General features: G+C 40.9%; 28 protein-coding genes. 19 read left to right on the top strand and 9 right to left on the bottom strand.

All coding sequences use genetic code 11. From position 1 onward, the window contains the following. Window positions 1–8: 8 nt before the first annotated feature. On the bottom strand, window positions 9–518 hold the full coding sequence (locus ACQK2H_RS05860; protein ID WP_425390522.1) for a hypothetical protein: 510 nt from the start codon (window positions 516–518) through the stop codon (window positions 9–11). Window positions 519–816: 298 nt separating this feature from the next. Between ACQK2H_RS05860 and ACQK2H_RS05855 the strand changes: the two genes are divergently transcribed. The 10 genes from ACQK2H_RS05855 to ACQK2H_RS05810 all read left to right on the top strand — a co-directional run bounded on the left by ACQK2H_RS05855 (window position 817) and on the right by ACQK2H_RS05810 (window position 8638). Then, the gene (locus ACQK2H_RS05855; RefSeq protein WP_425390521.1) at window positions 817–1827 is read left to right on the top strand and encodes a helix-turn-helix domain-containing protein; all 1011 of its coding nucleotides are present in this window, start codon (window positions 817–819) and stop codon (window positions 1825–1827) included. Between the two features lie 170 nt (window positions 1828–1997). Continuing rightward, the gene (locus ACQK2H_RS05850) at window positions 1998–2156 is read left to right on the top strand and encodes a Lacal_2735 family protein (RefSeq protein ID WP_425390520.1); all 159 of its coding nucleotides are present in this window, start codon (window positions 1998–2000) and stop codon (window positions 2154–2156) included. Next, window positions 2156–2638: a flavin reductase gene (locus ACQK2H_RS05845; RefSeq protein WP_425390519.1), complete on the top strand. Its 483-nt coding sequence runs from the start codon at window positions 2156–2158 to the stop codon at window positions 2636–2638. The genes ACQK2H_RS05850 and ACQK2H_RS05845 overlap by 1 nt, the downstream gene beginning before the upstream one ends. Window positions 2639–2758: 120 nt before the next feature. Further along, a complete protein-coding gene (locus ACQK2H_RS05840) occupies window positions 2759–3034 on the top strand; it encodes a TIGR03643 family protein (protein WP_425390518.1) in 276 nt (91 codons plus the stop codon). Continuing rightward, a complete protein-coding gene (locus ACQK2H_RS05835) occupies window positions 3034–4143 on the top strand; it encodes an FAD-binding domain-containing protein (protein WP_425390517.1) in 1110 nt (369 codons plus the stop codon). The genes ACQK2H_RS05840 and ACQK2H_RS05835 overlap by 1 nt, the downstream gene beginning before the upstream one ends. Further along, window positions 4116–5579: a deoxyribodipyrimidine photo-lyase/cryptochrome family protein gene (locus tag ACQK2H_RS05830; RefSeq protein ID WP_425390516.1), complete on the top strand. Its 1464-nt coding sequence runs from the start codon at window positions 4116–4118 to the stop codon at window positions 5577–5579. The genes ACQK2H_RS05835 and ACQK2H_RS05830 overlap by 28 nt, the downstream gene beginning before the upstream one ends. Window positions 5580–5835: 256 nt before the next feature. Continuing rightward, window positions 5836–6471, top strand: coding sequence for a flavin reductase family protein (locus ACQK2H_RS05825; protein WP_425390515.1), 636 nt, complete (start codon window positions 5836–5838; stop codon window positions 6469–6471). Further along, window positions 6434–6598, top strand: coding sequence for a DUF2256 domain-containing protein (locus ACQK2H_RS05820; RefSeq protein ID WP_425390514.1), 165 nt, complete (start codon window positions 6434–6436; stop codon window positions 6596–6598). The genes ACQK2H_RS05825 and ACQK2H_RS05820 overlap by 38 nt, the downstream gene beginning before the upstream one ends. A gap of 79 nt (window positions 6599–6677) precedes the next feature. Next, the gene (locus tag ACQK2H_RS05815) at window positions 6678–7553 is read left to right on the top strand and encodes an SDR family oxidoreductase (protein WP_425390513.1); all 876 of its coding nucleotides are present in this window, start codon (window positions 6678–6680) and stop codon (window positions 7551–7553) included. Further along, a complete protein-coding gene (locus ACQK2H_RS05810; protein ID WP_425390512.1) occupies window positions 7550–8638 on the top strand; it encodes an adenylate/guanylate cyclase domain-containing protein in 1089 nt (362 codons plus the stop codon). Before ACQK2H_RS05815 ends, ACQK2H_RS05810 begins: the two co-directional genes overlap by 4 nt. On the opposite strand, the gene ACQK2H_RS05805 is transcribed toward ACQK2H_RS05810, so the two are convergent. Beyond that, complete coding sequence (locus tag ACQK2H_RS05805) at window positions 8635–9048, bottom strand: CBS domain-containing protein (RefSeq protein ID WP_425390511.1); 414 nt, start codon at window positions 9046–9048, stop codon at window positions 8635–8637. The genes ACQK2H_RS05810 and ACQK2H_RS05805 overlap by 4 nt on opposite strands. Before the next feature lie 103 nt (window positions 9049–9151). Then, a complete protein-coding gene (locus ACQK2H_RS05800) occupies window positions 9152–9565 on the bottom strand; it encodes a secondary thiamine-phosphate synthase enzyme YjbQ (protein ID WP_425390510.1) in 414 nt (137 codons plus the stop codon). A 110-nt stretch (window positions 9566–9675) separates the two neighbouring features. On the opposite strand from ACQK2H_RS05800, the gene ACQK2H_RS05795 reads away from it, so the two are divergent. Together ACQK2H_RS05795 and ACQK2H_RS05790 are read left to right on the top strand one after the other, a co-directional pair. Beyond that, window positions 9676–12798 (top strand): VPS10 domain-containing protein, encoded by a 3123-nt coding sequence (locus tag ACQK2H_RS05795; protein WP_425390509.1) that lies wholly within the window; start codon window positions 9676–9678, stop codon window positions 12796–12798. Between the two features lie 190 nt (window positions 12799–12988). After that, entirely contained in the window at window positions 12989–14275 is a 1287-nt protein-coding gene (locus ACQK2H_RS05790; protein WP_425390508.1) for a serine hydrolase domain-containing protein, read from the top strand. Window positions 14276–14306: 31 nt separating this feature from the next. Here the strand turns inward: ACQK2H_RS05790 and ACQK2H_RS05785 are convergent, their stop codons facing one another. Together ACQK2H_RS05785 and ACQK2H_RS05780 are read right to left on the bottom strand one after the other, a co-directional pair. Beyond that, window positions 14307–14918, bottom strand: coding sequence for a hypothetical protein (locus ACQK2H_RS05785; RefSeq protein ID WP_425390507.1), 612 nt, complete (start codon window positions 14916–14918; stop codon window positions 14307–14309). Then, a complete protein-coding gene (locus ACQK2H_RS05780) occupies window positions 14915–15262 on the bottom strand; it encodes a PadR family transcriptional regulator (RefSeq protein WP_425390506.1) in 348 nt (115 codons plus the stop codon). Before ACQK2H_RS05780 ends, ACQK2H_RS05785 begins: the two co-directional genes overlap by 4 nt. A gap of 280 nt (window positions 15263–15542) precedes the next feature. Here ACQK2H_RS05780 and ACQK2H_RS05775 point away from each other — a divergent pair, with 280 nt between their 5' ends. Genes ACQK2H_RS05775 through ACQK2H_RS05755 form a run of 5 tightly spaced genes read left to right on the top strand, consistent with a single transcriptional unit; the run spans window position 15543 to window position 19089 of the window. Further along, the gene (locus ACQK2H_RS05775; RefSeq protein WP_425390505.1) at window positions 15543–15704 is read left to right on the top strand and encodes a hypothetical protein; all 162 of its coding nucleotides are present in this window, start codon (window positions 15543–15545) and stop codon (window positions 15702–15704) included. A gap of 56 nt (window positions 15705–15760) precedes the next feature. Continuing rightward, a complete protein-coding gene (locus tag ACQK2H_RS05770) occupies window positions 15761–16177 on the top strand; it encodes a hypothetical protein (protein ID WP_425390504.1) in 417 nt (138 codons plus the stop codon). 3 nt (window positions 16178–16180) lie between these two features. Then, complete coding sequence (locus ACQK2H_RS05765; protein ID WP_425390503.1) at window positions 16181–16756, top strand: YdeI/OmpD-associated family protein; 576 nt, start codon at window positions 16181–16183, stop codon at window positions 16754–16756. A gap of 34 nt (window positions 16757–16790) precedes the next feature. Beyond that, window positions 16791–18434, top strand: coding sequence for a peptidoglycan DD-metalloendopeptidase family protein (locus tag ACQK2H_RS05760; protein WP_425390502.1), 1644 nt, complete (start codon window positions 16791–16793; stop codon window positions 18432–18434). 28 nt (window positions 18435–18462) lie between these two features. Continuing rightward, on the top strand, window positions 18463–19089 hold the full coding sequence (locus tag ACQK2H_RS05755; RefSeq protein WP_425390501.1) for a transposase: 627 nt from the start codon (window positions 18463–18465) through the stop codon (window positions 19087–19089). A 44-nt stretch (window positions 19090–19133) separates the two neighbouring features. Here the strand turns inward: ACQK2H_RS05755 and ACQK2H_RS05750 are convergent, their stop codons facing one another. The 4 genes from ACQK2H_RS05750 to ACQK2H_RS05735 form a co-directional block, all read right to left on the bottom strand. Continuing rightward, complete coding sequence (locus ACQK2H_RS05750; RefSeq protein WP_425390500.1) at window positions 19134–20651, bottom strand: serine hydrolase; 1518 nt, start codon at window positions 20649–20651, stop codon at window positions 19134–19136. A 49-nt stretch (window positions 20652–20700) separates the two neighbouring features. Beyond that, the gene (locus tag ACQK2H_RS05745; RefSeq protein WP_425390499.1) at window positions 20701–21150 is read right to left on the bottom strand and encodes a CBS domain-containing protein; all 450 of its coding nucleotides are present in this window, start codon (window positions 21148–21150) and stop codon (window positions 20701–20703) included. Between the two features lie 86 nt (window positions 21151–21236). Next, window positions 21237–21659 carry a YybH family protein gene (locus tag ACQK2H_RS05740; RefSeq protein WP_425390498.1) on the bottom strand — a complete coding sequence of 141 codons (423 nt, stop codon included), beginning with the start codon at window positions 21657–21659 and terminating at the stop codon, window positions 21237–21239. After that, the gene (locus ACQK2H_RS05735; RefSeq protein ID WP_425390497.1) at window positions 21656–22030 is read right to left on the bottom strand and encodes a TerB family tellurite resistance protein; all 375 of its coding nucleotides are present in this window, start codon (window positions 22028–22030) and stop codon (window positions 21656–21658) included. The genes ACQK2H_RS05740 and ACQK2H_RS05735 overlap by 4 nt, the downstream gene beginning before the upstream one ends. 151 nt (window positions 22031–22181) lie before the next feature. Here ACQK2H_RS05735 and ACQK2H_RS05730 point away from each other — a divergent pair, with 151 nt between their 5' ends. Both ACQK2H_RS05730 and ACQK2H_RS05725 read left to right on the top strand, forming a co-directional pair. Next, complete coding sequence (locus ACQK2H_RS05730) at window positions 22182–22766, top strand: ACP phosphodiesterase (RefSeq protein WP_425390496.1); 585 nt, start codon at window positions 22182–22184, stop codon at window positions 22764–22766. Window positions 22767–22769: 3 nt separating this feature from the next. Beyond that, window positions 22770–23135, top strand: a complete 366-nt coding sequence (locus ACQK2H_RS05725; protein ID WP_425390495.1) for a fluoride efflux transporter FluC — start codon at window positions 22770–22772, stop codon at window positions 23133–23135. Window positions 23136–23140 lie beyond the last annotated feature (5 nt).

Here is a 23140-nt window from a genome sequence, read left to right as displayed (position 1 = left end):
TTGAAAGGCTATTCTGCCCGTGTATAATTGATTCTCCAGCTCAGATTCCAGTTCTCTCCTCCATCCGTAGAAGCTTCCCAATCCCATGTGAATGAATCTTTAGTGATTTCATAGAATCGCATTCGTGAAACGATCTCTTTTCCATCAGGGAGTTTTGTCGGACTTGTCATTTGGAAAATGCGTGTATCTCCGTCCATGGTGCCTATCAAATCAATGTACCCGCCATTACTATCCGCCCAAGCCTGATGCCACTTACCATCTCTCGGGTTGAATGTGCTTATACTGGTTCCCAGATATCCTTTGAAATTGCCTTCTGTTGCTTCAAAGTTTTCCTGAATGACACGGCCATTCAGTTTCTTCTCAATGAGGTTGGTTCCTTTTCCTCCATCCCAGGTCAAATCCCATTTTCCAATCCAAAAATCAAGCTTGGAAAGATCCTCTTCAGAGGGTTTTGGAGGCTGCTGAGCTGATGCCGTCAGACAAATAATCAGACCTGTAATTAGTAGTGTCGCTTTCATATTTTTTGTTTTTAGTTAGGATAATGATAACGCCACAAACCATTGATTCACTTAGTTTAACAGCATTAAGGAGTTAACATTAACGAATATTTATGCCCTAATTCCGTTTCCTGATTACATTTAGCCGTTGAGGAATAAACTATTTTGTGATATTTAATAGATGAAAAGGTTTTCTTAATGAATCTTAAAACCCCTGCCCTAAAGGGTGATATTGAAAAGTTCCTTCAGGGAATAAAAAGGGTAGTTATTTGATTCCATTTTCATAGCAAAAATCTTTTTAAAATTTTAATGGAATGACATGACCTGGGAACTCATACTCTTTCTGGCTGCTGCAATCAATGGGCTGATTCTCTCACTGATGTTTCTTGTGAGCGATAGTAAGCGCAAACGATTTTTAGGGCTATACCTACTTATGTTTTCTATTACAATCATCCACTATGTCAATTATTGGGGGCAAGTGTTTAGTTCTCCCGCTCCCATCACATGGCTATTTGTTACTTCCAATTGGTTTATGCCCTTTGCCTTCTATTATTACATAAGAAAAGGTGCCAAACTCAAACATCTTCCCTTTCATCTCATTTCGGCGCTGGTTTTTACTATTTACTGGGTATCTCTTTCATTTTTCATTCAAGCTTCTCACGGATATGTTCCGGTCATTAGAACCCTACTACCGTGGGTTAAGATCGCCTTGTTTACAGCGTATGGAATTGCAATCGTTCGATCAATGAAATTTAATATGATCAACAGATTATTTTTGGTTGCTTATACATCATTCATCATCGGTCAAATTGCCTATTTCACCTCGCTTTACTTAGGTTTTTATACGCTCCGACTCGACTATATCATTTGTGCGGGATTTGTAATCCTCACCTATGGCATCACTTACTTTGGAGAATACAGCTTCATTAAAGAGAAGGTAAAACCAAAATACTCTACCAGTAGCCTGACTAAAGAAGACGGTGATTATCTGGTGCAGAAAATCAACTCTGTGCTGGAGCAAAACAAATACTATAAAGACCCGGATTTCAATCTTTCTTCCTTTGCTGAGAAACTAGGTGTTCCAAAATACAGAATCTCCCAGGCACTCAATGCCTTCTCTGAAAAGTCGTTCTCCGAGCTGATCAATGAGTTTAGAGTGGAAGAAGCAAAAAACAGGCTCTTAAACGAATCATCAAATCACCTGAAGCTGGAAGCAATCGGAGCAGAAGCTGGATTTCGAAATAAAGTCTCATTTTACAAGAACTTTAAAAAACTGGTCGGATCATCTCCTGGTGAATTCAGAGAAGAGCACATGCAAAAAAGTGCCTAGTCGTACTGCCAAGTTTTTTTTTCAAGAGATACTGAAACAAGTTCAGCATGACAGTATTCTTTATGTGCTCAATAAACTCTTCAAGAGTCATACTGAATTAAGTTCAGTATCTAAAACATGGAAAAGTAGGACTGAAGCTAACATCTTATTACAAACGTGGTTAATTGATCATGGGACTATTTAGCAAAACAACTCCGAAAGAAAAGCTTCAGAAGAAATACGAGAAGCTGATGAAAGAATCGTACACGCTTTCAAAGACAAACCGAAAGGCCAGTGACGAAAAAGCCGCAGAAGCAGACAAAGTGCTAAAAGCAATCGAAGCACTTTAATGGGTGTAAAACGACCCTGGAATATGGTAGATATGCCGGTTTACAGCCTGGCTACCTATGATGGTGACAAGGTGAACATGAATATCTGCACGTATGTGACCGCTATAAGCATGAAGCCTAAAATGTTCATGGTAGCCATTGATTATGTAACCAAAACATTCGAAAATCTTGAAAAAGACTCTAATGTCATTCTTCAAATACTCCACCAGAATCATCAGTCGCTGGTGCGTTTGCTGGGAAAGAAAAGTGGTAAAAATGTAAACAAGCACGAGAAGCTCACTGAGAAAGGTCTGATCGGGAAATGGAATGGTCATCAAGTGCTTATAGATGCATGCGGCTACTTATCGCTGCAATTGAAAGGCAGACAGGATGTTGGTGGTGATCATGAGCTCTTCTGGTTCGAGGTACAGAAATCCAAAACAAATTCGGAAGACAACATCTTAATGTTCCAGGATTTGATACGAGCAGGGATTATTCTTTAAATCCTAACTCTTTCTTTCTTTCATTCCGAACCTGTCGGCTGCTGTCAGGCGGATGTGAGGAATTCTTCCAATAAAAGTAAAGATTTCTCCCTGTGGTCGAAATGACAAAAACTGTATGATATGGAGTTAAACGAACGAGATAAAAACAGAATCATAGAAATGGCATGGGAGGATCGTACGCCATTCGAAGCAATCGAATTTCAATTTGGAATGCCGGAGAAAGAAGTAATCAAACTCATGCGATCTGAATTGAAACAGAGCAGTTTCAATCTTTGGCGAAAGCGAGTCAACTCAGGCCCTAGTCAAAAGCATTTGAAAAAACAGCCTGATGATATGACTCGCTTCAAATCATCCAGGCAAAAACAAATCAGTTTAAACAAAATCAGCAAACGATAATGTTTACCACCGATTACAAAGATATTTTGGATCAGGTAGGATCAATCGATCCCATTAAATACGGGAAAACAAGAAACTTTATAGATGGTGCCGTCACTAAGCTTTCCCCTTACATTTCGCGAGGAGTTATCTCCACCAAACAAGTGATGAAATCAGTGCTAGATCGAGGCTATGATCCTAAAAATATTGAAAAATTTATCCAAGAGCTGGCATGGAGAGACTACTGGCAGCAAATATGGATCGCCAAAGGAGATGAGATTAACAAAGATCTTCGCAGGGAGCAACCCAATGTAAAAAATCATGAAATGCCCAAAGCATTAATTGATGCCAATACCGGAATAAAGGCAATTGATGATGCTATCAAAGAATATTACGAGACCGGATACTTACACAATCATGTTCGAATGTACATCGCAAGTATTGCCTGCAATGTCGGTGGATCTCACTGGTGGGTGCCGGCACAATGGATGTACTACCACCTCCTCGATGGTGACTGGGCAAGCAATGCACTTAGCTGGCAGTGGGTGTCGGGAGCTAATGCAGGAAAAGAATATTACGCGAATCAGGGCAACATCAACAAATATTGCTACACAAGACAAAAAGATACATTCCTGGATGTTGATTACAGTGAATTTGAAAATATGGACACACCGGATGTTCTTCGAGATACAACGATCCCCGAACTGAAAACTCCTCTTCCTAAATCTGATGAACTATCTGTTGATATCAAAAAACCAACATTGATCTACAATTTTTATAACCTGGATCCAACCTGGCATCAAAACAAGGATGTAAATAGAGTGCTTTTGCTAGAACCTAGTGTGTTTGAGAAATACCCTGTTTCTCAGAACTCCATTGACTTTATGATGAATCTGGCAAAGAACGTTGAAGATATTCAGGTATTTGTAGGTGAATACGACGAGCTGTTAGAAGAACACACGATCAATGATGTGACTTACAAAGAACACCCACTTAACAATTACAGTGGCCTGGAAGAACCCAGAGATTGGATGTTTAATGTGACTGGGTACTATCGCTCATTCTTCGCATTTTGGAAGAAGTGTAAAAAGGAACTGAAGGAATGGAACCAACCAACCTTGTTTGGCTAAAGCGAGACCTCCGTACTCAGGATCACGCTCCATTTCAGGCTGCTGAAAAAGCAGGGTTGCCTTACATTCCTGTTTACATATTCGAACCCTCGATAATCGCTCATCCTGATTCTTCACTGAGACATCATCAGTTTGTTTACCACTCGATTCTTGCACTGAATCAATCACTCAATAAGTATAATCGCCAGGTAGAAGTATTTTATGGAGAAGCTATTTCGGTTTTTAAGTTTCTTTCTACGAAAATTAATATTCAATCGATTTTTAGTTATCAGGAAACAGGCATTGGACGTACCTGGAAGCGAGATAAGGAAGTAGCGAAATTCTTTGATACCGAAGGAATTCTCTGGAAAGAATTCCAGCGGGACGGTATCGTTCGCGGCATTACCAATCGAAATGGCTGGGATAAAAACTGGTTCATCACCATGTCGCAATCTGCAATTGAAAATACTTATTCCAATTCAGATCAATTGATTATTGATCACCCCTTTAAACTGCCCACTGAATTTCAAAAACAATTAGAAGAGTATCCGTCTGTCTTTCAACCTCCGGGTGAAGAAAATGCATGGCGATATTTAAGGTCTTTCGCCAATGAGCGTGGATTCAATTACAACAAACACATCTCCAAACCAGCAGAAAGTCGCTTTTCCGGAGGACGCATTTCTCCCTATCTAGCGTGGGGCAACCTGAGTATTAAGCAGGCGTACCAGCACGTAAAGTATCATAAAAACTTTGCTTCAAACAAGCGACCCTTCGGTGCATTCCTTACGCGACTCAAGTGGCATTGCCATTTCATTCAGAAATTTGAGCAGGAATGTGAATACGAGCACACCTGTATAAACCGAGGCTATGAGTTATTGCCTCATGAGAGCGATCCTGAAAAATTGAAGGCCTGGAAAGCAGGAAAAACAGGATTTCCGATGGTAGATGCGTGTATGCGCTGTGTCACCGAAACCGGATGGATCAACTTTCGCATGCGAGCCATGCTGGTTTCTTTCCTCTGCCACCATCTGGATCAGAATTGGAGAGATGGTGTCTACCATCTCGCACAACAATTTTTGGATTATGAGCCCGGCATTCACTATCCACAGTTTCAAATGCAAGCTGGAACCACCGGTATTAATACTGTTCGTATTTACAATCCGGTAAAGCAAAGTAAGGATCACGACCCAGAGGGAGCATTCATCAAAAAATGGGTTCCTGAATTGGAAGCTGTTCCCGCAGAATATATCCATGAGCCCTGGCTCATGACAAATATGGATCAGGCGTTTTGCGGGACACAGATAGGCAAAGATTATCCTGAGCCCATTGTGGATCTAAAGGAGAGCGGCAAACATGCGAGAAACAAGATTTGGGGCCACCGAAAGAATCAGGCGGTGAAAGAGGATAGCAAGCGTATTCTCGCGAAGCATACCCGAGTTGGAAGAAGGGATCGCTAATCCTCTGCCCCTTGGAGAGTTAGCAGGACCACTTGTCATACTGAGCCTGTCGAAGTATTGACAATTGGATGTGCTCAAATTAACATCCCCCTCCTCACGCTTGACCTTGCACACCCCCCTTCGAAGGGGGAATATGCTACGTCATCGCGAGCAGCCGATAGGCAGAGAAGCAATCTCAAGCTGAGACTGATTCGTTTTACTTCCTCGCAGTGACGTTTATATCCAAACATTCCTCCCTTATTTTAGTCTTACTGACATGTACTTAACTAAATCTGACATTGAAAATTTGGAGCGTAAGAAGCGCCTCAACATCATCAATTCCGTATCCGGTATAAAACCAGCCAATCTGATAGGTACAAAATCCAAAGACGGCCAAACCAATGTAGCAATATTTAGCAGTGTCTTTCACTTAGGTAGTGACCCTGCACTCCTGGGTTTTATTACCCGTCCAACAGGAGAAGTGCCTCGACACACGTATGAAAACCTAAAAGAAACGGGATTTTACACAATCAACCACGTACCTACCACCATTGCGGATAAAGCCCATTATACCTCTGCCAAGGTGGATCGAGAAGTGTCAGAGTTTGAGCGGTGTGGGCTGACTGAAGAATACCTCAATGGTTTTCATGCTCCGTTTGTAAAAGAGAGTTCGTTGAAAATTGGCTTAAGCTTCCAGGAGGAACTGCCCATTAAAATCAATGGTACAATTATGATCATTGGACAGATTGAGGAGTTGATCATTCCTGATGAAGCAGTAGATGAAAAAGGTTACATCGATTTATCGCTTTACAACACCGCAGGAATATCCGGTTTAAATACGTACTATTCGCTCCAACCGGTGGCCTCATTCCCTTATGCCCGCCCAAGCGAAATTCCTGATTTTGGCGCATAGAAAACCACATCTACCAACCAAGATTTGTGCAACATGCGGCAAACCCTTTACCTGGCGGAAAAAGTGGGAAAAGGTATGGGGTGAAGTGAAGTACTGTAGTGAGCGGTGCAGGAGGAAAAAGTCCTAATCTAATCCAACTTTATTTGTAATGATTTCTATTCAAGGCTGTTGGATTAAATTTAATCTGCAAGCTACAATGAATAATCATGAAACGAGTGTTGGTCACAGGGGCAACAGGAAACATAGGCACTGAAGTCATTCACTATTTAACCAAATTAAAAGTTGAAGTGGAGATCATTGCTGCTGTTCGAAACATTGAAAAAGCACAACGAACCTTTCAACATCCAGGCATATCATTCGTCTCATTTGATTTCGAAAGTCCGGAATCATTCCGGGAAGCCTTCAAAGAAATAGATGTTCTTTTTTTGCTTCGGCCACCGCATATTTCACAGGTAGAAAAGGTGTTCCGGCCGCTATTGGAGGCAGCTAAAAGGTATGGAATCAAAAATGTGGTTTTCCTTTCGGTTCAGGGAGTTGAGAAAAGTAAGGTGATCCCCCACAACAAAATTGAACGGCTGATTCAATCCCTGAATTTCGACTATATTTTTGTTCGTCCCGGCTATTTCATGCAAAATCTGACTACCACGCTTCTTCCTGAGATCAGAGATCAACATTCCATTATCCTTCCTTCAGGTAATGCCAAATTCAATTGGGTGGATGTTAAAAACATTGGAGAGGCCACAGCTAAGTTGATTACCCAGTTTGAAACGTATAAAAACCAGGCATATGAAATAACCGGCACAGAAAATCTTGATTTCTCAACGGTTGCTCATCTTTTATCAGAAATAAGCGAAGTGCCAATTAAATATAGAAGCATCAATCCCATTCGTTTTTATTTTAAGAAAAAGAAAGAAGGAGTTAAAAGCGGTTTTGCAGCAGTAATGACAATTCTTCATTTTCTACCCAGACTTCAATCAGAACCGGAGATATCGGACAGTTTTGAAAAAATTACCGGCAAAAAACCTACCACCTTGTCGTTCTTTATAAAACGCGAAAAGGACACCTTTATCGGGCAGTCATGAAGATATCACCAAAAGCGAAAAGAAACCTCAATAGAATAATTCCATTCGGGTTAATCTGGTTGCTCTCCGGGTGGGTATTTCTGCTTACAGAATTCGTCGCTACTCGCAATCAGTCCGGTAGCTCAGAGACAGAAATTGAGCTAACACTTCCGGTTTTCATATTCGCCAGTATCGCAATCACTATCATTGGTTTATTTGTTGGCACATTGGAGATGGTCTACCTGGAGAAGCGATTTCGCAAACACAGCCTGCGAGGAAAAATCTTCTACAAATTCCTGATCTACTTCATTTTATTCCTTGTAATTATTGCTGTAAACTACCCCATAGCGGCTAGTTTAGAACAAGGCGTTAGCATTATCAGCTCTGACGTTTGGGAAAGAACAGGTAAATTTTTTCAAAGCATCACTTTTCTCAATACATTATTTCAGCTTTCACTTTCATTGTTTGTCAGCCTGATTTATGCCGCTATCAGCGAAAACTTAGGACATCAGGTATTTATCAATTTCTTCACAGGTAAGTATCACAAGCCAACTGTAGAGACACGTATTTTCATGTTTCTGGACATGAAGTCCTCCACTACCATTGCCGAGTCATTAGGTCACGTTCGGTATTTCAAGTTGCTTCAAGAATATTACGATTTGATGTCTGATCCAATCGTGAGCTGCCAGGGAGAAGTGTATCAATACATTGGGGATGAAATTGTTGTGTCATGGAAGCTTGAAAAAGGATTGGCCAATGCAAATTGTGTCAATTGCTTCTTTGAAATTCAAGAACAACTGAAAGACAGAAGAGACTACCTCCTAAATGAATATGGCTTTGAAGTAGGTTTCAAAGCAGGTATGCATTATGGTGAAGTGACCATCGGAGAAGTTGGCGCACTCAAAAAGGAGATTGTTTTTACCGGAGATGTGCTAAATACAACTGCACGCATTCAAAGCCAATGCAATGATCTCAACAGTGACCTGTTAGTATCCGGAAAACTCAAAGAAGCCCTGTCTCGCCATTCATATGAATTCAATTCTCGTGGAGCGATAGAATTAAGAGGCAAGGATAAAAAAATAGAGCTCTTTTCAGTGACTGCTTAATTTTCAGTCAAAAAGGCTGTAAAAATATCTTTAGTCGTAACTATCCCAACTAATTCATCATTCTCCAAAATCGGCAAAGACTGAAAAGACACATTACTAAATACCTGTGCTGCCTCCACAGTAGTCGCATTGGTTGTTAGCGATTGTACTTTCTCGGTCATTAACTCCTCAATGGAAAGTGATTTAAAAACCGTACTTTCTTCCAGTCGTTCACCAATAAAATCACAGAGGTATTGCACTTGTTTAATGTCGTTGGAGCTGAGCATTCCAACCAGCTTGCCCGACTCCATTACAGGCAAATGGTGAATTTCATATTTGTCCATCAGGTTTCGTGCATTGATCACTGGGTCATTGATATCAATGTAGTGGACTTGCTTGGTCATTATTTCGGAAATCGGTCTCGTTTTCATAGCATTATCGTTTTGTCACAACGAAGATGGACACAACCGATTTCCTTCTCTATGGGCATGATCAATCGCAAGCATGATTTATATCAATGCACTTTTTGAAACCTTATGAATAAACGGTAACCACTAGTTTTCGACTGCCTCCATGATCCCTATGCTCCCCCAAATAGATCCCTTGCCAGGTACCCAGATTCAGTCGGCCATTGGTGATAGGAATGGTCACTGAGCTTCCCAGTGTGCTTGCCTTCAGATGCGCTGGCATATCATCAGGCCCTTCATAAGTATGCTGATAATACGGTGCGTTCTCCGGTACACAAGTATTGAAATGACTTTCAAAATCCGTCCTTACAGTGGCATCTGCATTTTCATTGATTGTCAGACTTGCGGAGGTATGCTTGATGAAGACATTGAGAAGTCCTGCGTCTACTCCTTCCAGATCAACATGCTTTAATATTTCGTCTGTAATGAGGTGGAAGCCTCGAGAAAAGGGTGGAAGGTTGAATGCTATTTGTCTGATCATTTGGTAAAACTAAAAAAGCCATCAATTCAATAAACCATTCATATCAAATTCCATTCTTTCTTTGAAAAGAGATGGCTAGCTTACATAATCAGAATCTTAACCTTTCTAACATGAAACGAAACTTCTTTATTCTATTGATGCTATGCGCCACCATTCTGGTGGGGCAGTCGGCAAATGATTATTTCGCTCCGCTTAAATACCGTATGATCGGACCCTTTAGAGGTGGAAGATCTGTCTCTTCCAGTGGGGTCATTGGTGACCCGCTAACCTACTACATGAGTACCACCGGCGGAGGATTATGGAAAACCACTGATGCAGGTCAGCGGTGGAAAAACATTTCCGATGGTTATTTTGAAACCGGATCGATGGGGGCGATTGCTGTGTCAGAATCTCATCCTTACATCCTTTATGCGGGAATGGGTGAACATGCACCCAGAGGTGTGATGACCTCTTACGGTGATGGGATTTATAAGTCTACAGATGAGGGAGAAACCTGGACAAAAATGGGACTGGATGCTACCCAGCACATCGCCAGAATCGTTATTCACCCAACCAACCCGGACATTGTGTATGTGGCTGCCCAGGGAGCGCTACATGCGCCTAATGAGGAGCGAGGCGTTTATAAGTCTACCGATGGCGGTAAAACATGGAAGAAGATGCTTTTTGTCAACAACCTCACAGGATGTAGCGAACTATCTATGGATATGAACCACCCGGATATTTTGTATGCCGGCATGTGGGAGCATCAGCGTAAACCATGGAAAGTGATCAGTGGTGGTGAAGGAAGCGGCGTTTACAAAAGCATGGATGGTGGAGAAACCTGGAAAAGAATTGAAAAAGGCCTGCCAGACCCTATGGGTAAAATCGGAATATCTGTGAGCAGAGCCAATTCACAAAAAGTCTATGCCATTATCGAAGGAGATTCCCAAAAAGATGAAGGTGGATTATTTGTTTCTAACAATGGCGGAGAAAGTTGGTCTATGGTGAGTGGAGACAATAGACTTACCCAACGTGCATGGTATTACACCGAAGTATTCGCTGATCCACAAGATGAAAACACGGTGTATGTGCTTAGCGCTCCTGCACTCCGCTCCATAGATGGTGGAAAAACCTGGGAGCGTTTAAGTGGAACACATGGAGACTACCATGACCTTTGGATTAACCCTAAGAATGCAAAAAACATGGTCATATCCAATGATGGAGGTGCTGCTATCACGTTTAACAGAGGTGAAACCTGGTCTACCCAGGCAAACATGCCAACAGCTCAGATCTACCGATTAAATGCAGACAATCTGTGGCCTTACAACTTATACGGTGGGCAGCAAGACAACTCTTCAATCAAAATTGCTACGCTCTCACAGTATTCCGGTGGCATTAACCGAAAAGACTGGAGCCGGTCTGCCGGAGGGGAGAGTGCCTTCCTAGCCTTTGACCCGGACAATCCCAAGTATGTAATGGGAGGAAGCTACCTGGGTAGTATGGAGGCAATTAATCAAGAAACCGGAGCTGGAATGCCGGCAATAGCAGCACCTATTCAGTTTTTAGGTAAGGCTGCCCGTGATATGAAGTATCTCTACAATTGGAACTCTCCGATTATTTGGTCTAAACATGAACCGGGGACCTTTTACCATGGTGCCCAGCTGGTTTTGAGAACACGAGATTTGGGTCAAACATGGGATGAGGTCTCTCCTGACCTCACACGAAACATTGATGAAAAGCAAGGCAAAGGAGGTGGACCACTTACAAATGAAGCAGTAGGTGCAGAGAACTACGGGACCATTAGTTACCTGTTGGAGTCTCCACACGAAAAGGGAGTGATCTGGTCAGGGAGTGATGACGGGCAAGTATACCGTACCAACGACGGTGGAGAAAGCTGGGAAAATGTGACTCCAAAGAATTTGGGTGAGTCGTTAGTCAATGCGATTGAAATATCACCACATGATGCTTCAACTGTCTATATCGCTACCACGAAATATAAATTCAATGATTACACACCTGCCATTTACAAATCGACTGATAATGGGAAAAGTTGGAAGCCCATCAATAATGGCATCCCATATGGAGCATTTACCCGAGTGGTAAGAGAAGATCCGGGAAGAAAAGATTTGCTTTACGCAGGAACAGAAAAAGGCATCTATGTATCATGGAATGGTGGAGATTCATGGGAGCCGCTTCAGCTCAACTTGCCGGTGACACCTGTCTTGGATCTAATGGTTCATAAAGGAGACTTATCAGTAGCAACATCCGGACGATCTATCTGGATATTGGATGATCTCAATGTCTTGCAACAGAAAGCAAATGGTTCATCTACCAAACTTTACCAACCTGAAGATGCGTATTATGGCTTTTGGTATGGTCCGCTTAACAGCAGCAATACCTCCAACTTCGATGGAACTGATCCATTTGAAGGGGTGAATCCGGCTAATGGTGTCGTAATATATTATGAGCTCCCTGAGCTTGCTGACTCTGCAGCAGTTTCATTAATCATCAAAGATGCATCAGGAAATACGATAAGGGAGATTTCCTCTGAGTCCGACAAATCTTATAAACGTTATGATGGTGGTCCTCCGCCCTCACCCACGGTGAGCAAAGAGGCAGGACTCAATCGGTTTGTTTGGGACATGCGTTACCCGATCATGCCAGGTGTAACAGATGTGTACATAGAAGGTAGTTATCGAGGACACAGAGTGTCTCCGGGTACCTACACGCTGACATTAAATGTCAACGGAGAGGAAATATCTACTGAAGCTAAAATCCTGGAAAACCCGACAATGGATGTTTCTAAGGCAGATTTCGATTCGTATGATAAAATCATGACAGAGATGGAGGCCAAATTGACCGACATGCACAATACCATCAATCAGGTAAAACGAGTGAATGATCAGTTGAAAGAGATGAAGTCGGAGCTACCAAGTGATGATCTGAAAAGCACATGTACAGATCTCATCGAAAAAATCAATAAATGGGATGAGGACATGGTTCAGCGCAAATCGAAGGCATACGACGATGTAGAGAATTTTGAAAACAAGTTTACTGCAGACTATCTCTATTTGATCAATGCAACCGAATCCCAGATCCCACGGGTGAACGCTTCTTCGGTAGAACGAAAGAAGGAACTGGATGCCATTTGGAAAACGTATGAAACACAAGCTAACCAGTGGTTGAATGAAGATATTCCTGCATTCAACCAAGCACTTTGGGAAGCCGGGGTTGGGGCGATTAAGACTAAATAGAAATTGAATTAGTGATATTAAAGGGCTATCCGCCAGTTGGTGGGTAGCCTTTTTTGTTTATGTGACTCTTAAGTTATGAATGCAAGCTTCCTCTCTTACAAATCGGCTAGCCAGGATCCTACTGAGAACCTTCGATACGAATAAGAACAGGCAAGTATTTATTAACTTGAAGCACCTAATCAATCCTGATATGAAGAACCTATCATTGATTTTTCTCCTACTTTTCATTTCTTGTGCTCAGACGAAAGAGAAGGACTCTAAGTCTTTGCTATCATTTGCAAGCCCTTCAAATGTAGGAATGAATGCAGATTCGCTCACCCTTATTGATGAGGTCGTTCAGCGATATGTGGATGAGGGGAAATTCCCTGGTGCTGTCACGCTAATTGCTAAGAACGGTAAAATCATCTATGAATCTGAAATAGGCTTTGATGATTCATTGAAGTCAGAAGCATATAAAAAACACCATCTGTTTCGCCTGGCATCCATGACCAAACCCATCACCTCAGTTGCCGTGCTCCAACTGGTAGAACAGGGCAAGGTGAACTTGGATGATCCCATTTCCAAGTACATTCCGGCATTTAGCAATATTGAAGTGCTTGATGAATTTAACCCGGAGGATACCACCTGGACAACCATTCCCATCGAACGACCTCCAACCATTCATCATTTGCTTACTCATACCTCCGGAATCCCATATGCTTTTATGGACCCTCCCGTAAATGGAGCCATGTTGTTGAAATACGAAATCCCAGATCTAACTTCTCACACGGATATAACGATGGAGGAAGTCGCTGATGAGCTGGGGAAAATCCCATTAGTGCATCAGCCGGGAGTAAAAATGACGTATGGGTTAAATATTGACGTTTTAGGGCGAGTGGTTGAAGTGGCTTCCGGAAAGGATTTGTCTAGCTATATCAATGAAAACATTTTAGATCCCTTAGGCATGGACAGCACTGACTTTTTCTTTGATGACTCGTACGCTTCAATGCTTACCACATTGTACCAACCAGACACAGCTGGTAGCTATCAACCATTGATATCTACTAACCCCCTTAATCATGAAGATTTTCCTGTGTATGGTGCGAAATCACATTACTCGGGAGGCAGTGGCCTAAGTGGGACAGCCAGAGACTATTTCAAGTTTTGTCAAATGATATTGAATGATGGCACCTACAATGGCAACCAAGTACTTAGCCCTGAAAGTGTTGAAATGATGTCTTCGAATCAAATCGACACCTTATGGACGGGAAAAAATAAATTCGGTTATGGGTTTGTCATTCAGCAATCGCCTTCAACCATTCCTGAAGGTACCATTTATTTTGGAGGGGCATTCAGCACCAGCTTCTGGATCGATCCTGAAAATGAACTCATAATTATACAGCTAAGACAGGTTTACTTTAGTCCTAATGGATGGTCACTGGGTAATAAGCTTTTAAAACATGTTTATTCAGCTATGGAAACAAAAAAGGCTACTTGAAACAAGTAGCCCTTTCATTTTGAGTAGACCTTCAGAGTTCATCTACCGATTTCTTGTACATCCTGAAAAACAGGAAGGGTAAAAAACCGATTCCAAAAATCAGAAAACTGAGTCCTAACATTAGTCCTGCTCCCATAAGATGAAGTAATTTCATGGTGATGGAAGTCACCAATAATAGAAATGATATTCCTCCAAATATCCATTTCAATCGTTCGGACAGTACCTCCCTAGCAAAATTCTTATACCGATTTATTAAAAACATGGGGATAAAAATAAATGCCAGACCTAGTGCCCCAATACCAAGTAATACTCCTGCACCGGCTAGATGCAGCAATTTAAATGCAATCCCGGCCATCCAGGTCACTGTGAATAGATAGCCCACTACATACATTAGTCGTTTCATAAAAATAATTTTTGAGTAATTGAATAAAAAAATTGTTTCCTGTTGTATTTCTTCTAGTCCGTTAGGGGCGGTTTGTTGATAAGCTTTTTCCAGTGCCTTCTCGAAGGATAATCCACGGTCCATTTCGATCTCCACCAAACAACAGAAATGATCAATAAGATCATCTTTCAGCGTTTGATTTTTAATCGCGCTGTTTTCGACTTCTTCAATGATACGATCTTCATATTCTTCAGCAATCATATCGCCGGTGATGTTTTTAAGTCACTAAAAATTACTTTCTCGATCGTTTTGATGAAATCTCTCATTTCGTCAAGTAGGGTGTCTTTTTGCTTCTCCCCTTTTTCTGTAAGCTTATAGTATTTTCTCACCCGCTTACCAATACTGACCTCTTCAAAGGTGAGTATGCCGTCTTTCGTCAGCTTATGTAACGCAGGATAGAGTGATCCGTCCTTTAAATGGATCTTTCCCTCCGTCTCCTCTTTCACTCGCTGTGAGAGCTCATATCCGTACATCTTACCTTGCTCAGATAGAAGCTTTAGCACAATTACCTCCAATGTTCCCTTTAACAGTTCTTTTGAATACATAATGCAACAATACATCAAGTTATGATATATCGCAAATAAATACCTCATTATTTGAGGTATTATTTAATAAATCATTCATTAATGTTCATAAGAGGATTTTCTATGATCAAATTAACAATCGACTTGTCCAAAATTGGACGCTTATTAAAAGCAGTACCACTCCAATATAGAAATATGAGACATACTTTCATTTACAGCTTAGTATCTTGATCAGCCACTTAGCATGATTCGTATTAATTATTGCTAGTAAGGCGCTACTTTAAAGCATCAATCATTAGATATGAATCACGACAAAAAAACTACAGCAATCGCACTAGGTATATGTTTCGGCACTACTATTGGTGCGATTACAGGCAATATTGCCATATGGCTAAGTGTAGGATTAGTATTAGGGGTTGCCATTGGAACTAGTTTACAGAAAAAGGCAAACAAAGAAAAGTAAGGGCAATTCGAAGCATCGCTTAGATGATTGTTATTTCAAAAAAGTAAATTTGAATTATGCGTATCAAAGATCACTGGCAGTATACCGACGAGGAATTCGAAAATCAATTCGAGACGTATCGACTAAAACCTGGGTTGTTTTCACATGAAGCTCACCTCCGTCTGGCATACATTCATATTCAGAAATACGGATCAGAGCAGGCGGAAAAAAACATGTGTGAACAGATCAAAGGTTTTGCTGAATCACTCGGCGTTTATGATAAATTCAATAAAACTGTAACTATCGCCTCAGTGAAAGCCATGAATCACTTCATGCAAAAAGCTAAGTCGGACAATTTCAAAGACTTTATTCAGGAATTTCCTCGATTGCTTACCAACTTCAAAGACATTTTAGAACAACACTACGGTTTCAATGTTTTTGCAGATAAACGAGCCAAGAAGGAGTTTGTGGAACCAGATTTACTTCCTTTCTAAAAAATGGCCACTTTCTTCTCCACTCCCAAAGATTTCAGAAAGTGGTTGAAGGATAATCACGAAACAGAAACCGAGCTATGGGTTGGCTATTATAAAAAAGCTACCAATAAACCCAGCATCACCTGGCCGGAATCAGTAGATCAGGCGCTTTGTTTTGGATGGATAGATGGAATACGTAAGCGTATTGATCAGGAAGCCTATCAAATCCGATTCACTCCCCGGAAACCCAATAGTCATTGGAGTCATGTCAACATTAAACGAATTGAAGAGCTAAAAAAGGCCAACTTGGTTACTAAAGCCGGGTTAGCGGCTTATGCTAAAAGAGACCCTGAAAACTCCGGTAAAGCTTCTTTTGAGCAAGACAAGGTGGAACTCAGCCCCGACTTTAAAAAGCGGTTCAAGGCGAATAAGGAAGCATGGACTTTTTTCTCAAAAAATCTCGCGCCTTCTTACCAAAAGCAATCCATTCACTGGGTGATGAGTGCTAAACGAGAAGATACGAGGGAAAAAAGAATGAACACATTGATTGAATGTTCCAGTAAGAATCAAAAGGTGCCTCCACTTAAGTGGAGCCAGTAGTCTTTCCGTTATATTTATACCAAATAATAGTCACATGAAATCTTATTACCTACCTTTTATTTTGGCACTTACTCTTTCTCAATACATTATCGCACAAGATCAGGGTTTTGGAGTCCCAGCCATTCTTCAAAATAAAAGTGAGTGCTTAAGTGAAAACGAGAGAAATAGGATCCTGCAAATCTTAGCAGATTACCGAACAATCCATACAGCACGATCCCATAGTAGTATTAAGCTTGAATGGCCAGTAAGACAATCCATGAACTATGACGAAAAGGAGGTTATAGGCATATCGAATTATGTTGATTGGAATGAAGCGTATCCAAATACGCTTACCGATTATAATTGCGGCACACGATCTTATGACACAGAAGGTGGTTACAATCATAAGGGAACGGATGTTTTTTCCTGGCCTTTTACCTGGCATAAAATGGATAATGACCATGTTGAAATTATAGCTGCAGCTGCCGGCGAGATCATTTACAAGGAGGGAAATCAAGATGACAAAAGCTGTTCATTTAACAGCAACTCATGGAATGCCGTCTATATTCAACACGATGATGGCTCGGTAGCTTGGTACGGGCATTTAAAAACCGGATCACTTACCGAAAAGAATGTAGGTGAACGTGTGGATGTAGGTGAATACCTGGGTGTCATGGGGAGTTCCGGTAACTCCACCGGGCCGCACTTACATTTAGAAATTTATGATGCAAACGGAAATCTCATTGATCCTTTCGCAGGAACCTGCAATGATTCAGTTTCAGAATCATGGTGGGTGAATCAACCCGATTATTATATGTCAGGAATCAGCAGGGTACTTACTCACGATGAAGCTCCCGTGTTTGGATGTTATGGTGAGGAAGAACCAAATATTCGCGTAGACTTCACACATGGTGAACGTGTATACTTTGCTACATACTTTCGCGATCAGATGGCGGATGGAGTGAGTACTCATGTAGTATACAAGCCTGACGGATCTGTTTTCCAACAATGGAACACAGTATCTCCCCAGTTCTACGCAGGGTCATACTGGTATCGATCCTTTTTGCTGCCGACTGTTGGAGATGAAGGACAATGGCGATTCACCTCATCATATGAAGGGGATGAAGTAACATTCTATTTCTACTTAATAAGCAATGCAAGTGATAATATTGATTTCTCTGAGGATTTTCTTTTAGTTAAGGATTATGAAATTGGAGAAATGATTGAAGGTTCATTTGAAATAATTAATAGTGGTAATAATGGTGTGATCGTAACAGATATCAGATATCCGAATGAATTCAAGGGTCACTGGGATGGCATCATTGATGCTCAGCAATCAAAGGCAATCGATTTTACTTTCACTCCAAAAAGTATTGAACCGCTTGAAGACGCGATCACAGTTATTACAACTAGAGGCTCATTTAAGCTTGATGTATTTGCTGAAGCACCTATTTTAGGGTTAGCCCCTGAAAAGGAACCGGTTTTTTATCCAAATCCTGTAAGAGACGGTCATATAAACTTCCTTAAACCAATTGATGGAGCTGAGGTCATCTCCCTTAGTGGTAAAATACTATTAAACATAAGGGAAAAAGTAAACCAAATTGATGTCTCCCATCTACCAAAGGGTATCTATTTACTGAAATTAAATGATGAAGCCCAAGAATCAATCGAGAGGTTAATCATTGATAGAACTGAGTGATATTGTTGTAGGCATTTAGATGTAATTCATGAAGAATACGGATCCACTATCCCCTGAAACGTATTATCATATCTACAATCGTGGCATCAATGGAGAAGACATTTTCAAGCATGAGGAGAACTACAATTACTTCTTATTAAAGTATGAAAAGTATATAAGCCCTATAGCTGACACTTATGCGTATTGTCTTCTAAGGAATCATTTTCATTTACTCATCCGGACCAAAAGTGAAGATGAAATTCTATCGAATAATGATAACCCTAACAGGGTTCAAAACCCTGCTAGGGTTAGAAGCTGCTCACAAATAATCAGTCTGCAGTTTTCTCATTTCTTTAATGGGTACACGCAAGCAATTAACAAGCAAAATGATCGCACTGGAAAGCTATTCGAACTTCCGTTTAGAAGAATCCCAATTGAAAATGACTATTATTTTTCCAGATTGGTGTATTACATTCATTTCAATCCGCAAAAACATGGGTTAATAGATGATTTCAGAGAATACCCTCACTCCTCCTATCATACTCATTTGAGTAATAAATCCACAAGATTGCAACGCAAAGAAGTCATTGATTGGTTTGGGGGTAAAAAGTCATACAAGGAATTCCACCAATCCTTTCAGGATTTGAGGGATATCAGTCCAGTTACTTTCGAGTGAAAAAAACCCTAACAGGGTTTCAAACCCTGTTAGGGTTGGCAAACTCATTTCTTCTTCGGATGCAACTCATGGAAAAAGATGTCTCCATTTGGCACGTCAAATTCTATACCTTCAACTTTTAAGTTGTTATCAAGCTCAAATGACACAGTTCCAAAATCAAACCATGCGTGCTCTTCGTCCCATTTAATCTCATAGGTATCATAATGCCAGTGCTCCAGCGTTGCGCTCAGTAATGGCGCATCCTGAAAATCAATTCTTAAATCACCTTCATCATTGGAAACAGTGATTTCTCCATACATTGGATCATAGTAGGTACCTACCATCTCAGCTTCATCAACGGACGGTTGGGTTCCCATTTTTCGTGCCGCCCTTCTCTCCTCTACATCTTCTTTGTGACCATTTCTTGAGCGCACCCTATCCAGATACTCTGCTGACCAGTCCCGCATATCTTTTTTCATGTATTGATTGACGATGTAATAAGCCAACGGTGTAGAGATCCCTTCCATGGTATTTGTTAGAACCACCACACCCAGCTTAAGATCAGGAACCATCATGACACGTGAATACATGCCATCGTATCCGCCACCATGACTGACTGCCATGGTACCATGATAATCCATAAGGCTCCACCCTAGTCCATAACCGGCAAAGTGCCTGCCGGGAATTGATTCCTTAGAACCCTCACTCAGCTTGAAGTTATTATGAGGGGTCCATAGCAGGTTTTGTTGTTCTTTGTCAATGTATTGCTTTCCGTCCCACTCACCTCCATTCAGGTTCATCATCATCCATTTAGCCATATCCGAAGAAGATGAAATGATACCTCCGGCTGCACTTGGAGCATCCCAGCTGGCCCAATTAATCGGAACCGTGCCATTTTCTAAAGTTGGTTTATGCGGAGTAGCTGTATTTTCGGGTAAATCATTGATACTAATAACCGTATTCTCCATGCCTAGTGGGTTCATAAAATGCTTCTTCACATAAGCTTCCCATGGTTCTCCGGTCACTTTTCGTATGACCTCACCAGCAGCAATAAACATCAGGTTGGTATAGCCATAGCCATCCCGGAACTCAAAAGCCTCTGGCACATATGCTGCTTGTTTAATGATTTTTTCAGGTGATTTTTCGGTTTTATACCAGATTACATCACCACTGAAAGTTCCCAGTCCTACCCTATGGCAAAGCAGATCCTCCACAGTAACCATAGAAGAAATGTATTCATCGCCATACAAAGTGAAGTAAGGCAAGTAGTCCCTTACCTTATCTTTCCATGAAAGCTTCCCTTCCTCTACAAGCTTAGCAATGCAAGAGGCTACAAAAGCTTTGGAATTAGATGCTATTGCAAAAAGGGTATTATCATCCACTTTATCTTTTCCGTCAATCTCTTTAACACCATATCCTTTGCTCAGCACCACCTCCCCATCTTTCACGATAGCTACTGCCATTCCGGGTACGTTCCAGTCCTTACGAGCTTTCTCAATGTATTTATCAATAGACTTGACATCTACCTGTGCCTGAACGGAAGTAAATAAGACTAATAAAAATAGAGATAATAGCTTTTTCATTCTTCTTGATTTGATGAAGAACGAAAATAGTAAAGAAAAGCGATAGCAATTACCAGGTAGAACTCTTGGCGTTGAGTACCGCCTTCATAATGTCTTTTTGACTGATCTGTCCGATAAGTTTTCCTTCGTGGACAACAGGGAATCGTCTGAGCCTTTTCTCGAGAAACATTTTAGCCGCTTCGAAGATATTAAGGCCTGGACCTACAGTTACCACATTTTTGGCCATATGCTCAGCAACCAGTCCGGTAAAGATGGGCATATTATCATATTTACCCTTTACTACTTCTTTCAGGCAGTCACCTTCTGATATTACGCCGACTAATTGACCGTCATCATTCACTACAGGTCCACCGGAAATTTTATGCTTCATCAAAGCGTCCACCACTTCGTGCATGGCCTGGTCAGGCTTAAAAGTGATAAGCTTTCGTGCCATATAATCTTCTACTTTGAGTGCTTGTGTTTCCTGTATTTTTGGAGCCTCGGCTCCTCTGTAGCTCATTACCATATTTAGCTGAATTTAAATGATTAAGTAGCATAGAATCTACTCAAAAAACAGCTTATCACCAAATTTAGTGTGTTAAAGAATCAGCTTGAATGGTCGGAGACTATCACCCATTCATCACCCAATCTCCTGAAAATCAGTGTGAAATGCCCTTGAGGATTATCATTTTTTCTTTTCAAACTCCACTTGCCTATTACAGACCAGAAGTCCTCGCTTAATGGCTCAAGTAAAATAAGTTCGAAAGTAAGTTGACCCATGGCAGCCCTGTCAGGATAGCTCTTCTTGTAATTGTCCAGGGTTTTCTGCCAACCATAGGTTACCCCTTTGCTACCAATGAAAACCAACTGATCTGACTTCCAATAGCCTTCCATAAAACATTCCAGATCGCCGGCATTCCAACATTCTTCCTGCTGAGCAAGAACATCACGAATGGCTCGTTCATCAATGTTTTGAGATTTACCTATGAAATGTGAAAAAATAAGACAGAAGAACAGCAGCTTCTTCATTTTCTAAGATATGTTTGAATCTTAGCTTTTAACGTCTCTTTGTCTGTGGTAATGTGTGGATCGCTGTAAATTTTCAGCATCATCTCCCGAAGTACATCCTCATCATATCCCAACTTGCTGGCAATTTTAGCACAGAACTTTATCTCTTCTTTATAAATGCGTCCATCGATCTTCATCAGTTGAACCACATTATACAAGTAATCGTATCGCTGATCATCAGATAATGTTTCCAAACCCTCAATTACCGATGGGTCCTCAAAACATTCGCTTATCTCCTCTGCAGACATACCATTGGCTTTACCTATCTGCTTGATAAGGTCTATTTCTTCCTGCACCACCACTCCGTCAACCCTAGCAAGTTGTACCAGCATATTCAAATGTGATCGGACGATATTTGGAAAGTTACTTTCGATGATGTTTTAAGTTAATCTAATTATCGCAACCGTTTTCGTTGCTTCACAAAAGTAAGGCCACACACGTTAATCTCAAACTATAATAATTACTCCTTATCTTAGGAATAGAATGAATTTTTTAGCACATCTATATTTAAGTGGTGATGACGAGGAAATTACTGTGGGTAATTTTATAGGAGATTTTGTCAAAGGGTCTCAGTTGGATCGTTATTCTGAAAAAATTCAAAAAGGTATTCGACTGCATAGAAGCATTGATCAATTCACAGATACTAATGATATCGTTCTGGAGAGTAAAGTGAGGCTCAGAGAACAATTCAGGCATTTCGCGCCGGTTATTGTGGATGTGTTTTATGATCACTTTCTAGCAAAAGATTGGCTGAAGTATTGCCATATCCCGCTACTTGAATACACAGAAAACTTCTACCAAACCATTTCGAACTATTTCGATCAGGTTCCAAAAGGTGTAATAAGTATGCTGACATACATGTCTCGAGATAATTGGCTTTACAATTATCAATTCATTGAAGGCATTGATCGTGCATTGACAGGAATGAGTAAGCGAACCAATTACGAAAACCGTATGGATGAGGCCTCAATAGCCCTGAAAAAGCATTATTCAGAATTTGAACGAGAATTCAACTTATTTTTTCCTGAATTACAAGCTCATGTCAACAACTTTGAGCAAACTGAATAGTAAATGAAAGATATTTTGATTGTTGGGTTGGGTGGCTTCATTGGAAGTGCAGCCCGATATGGTGTGTACCTATTTACTACGAAACTGGAGCTGGACAAGCCCTATTTAAGTACTTTAATAGTCAACTTAGTCGGGTGTTTTTTAATCGGCCTATTGAGTGGTGAATTCATGAAGTTGAGTAATCAGGTTGGTCTTTTCCTTATTGCAGGACTATGTGGTGGGTTTACCACTTTTTCAACATTCGCCCTGGATGGTCTTAAACTTATCCGAGACGGAATGATTGCACAATTTATTATTTATGCAAGCATAAGTATAGTTGGAGGCCTGATTGTTTGTTTAATAGGATTCTATTTGATGAATAAGGCATAATCTTT

The organism is Ekhidna sp. (assembly GCF_965228795.1).
Classification (GTDB): Bacteria; Bacteroidota; Bacteroidia; order Cytophagales; family Cyclobacteriaceae; genus Ekhidna.
The sequence above is the reverse complement of the archived record's forward strand: the minus strand, read 5'-3'. Positions and strand labels throughout refer to the sequence as shown.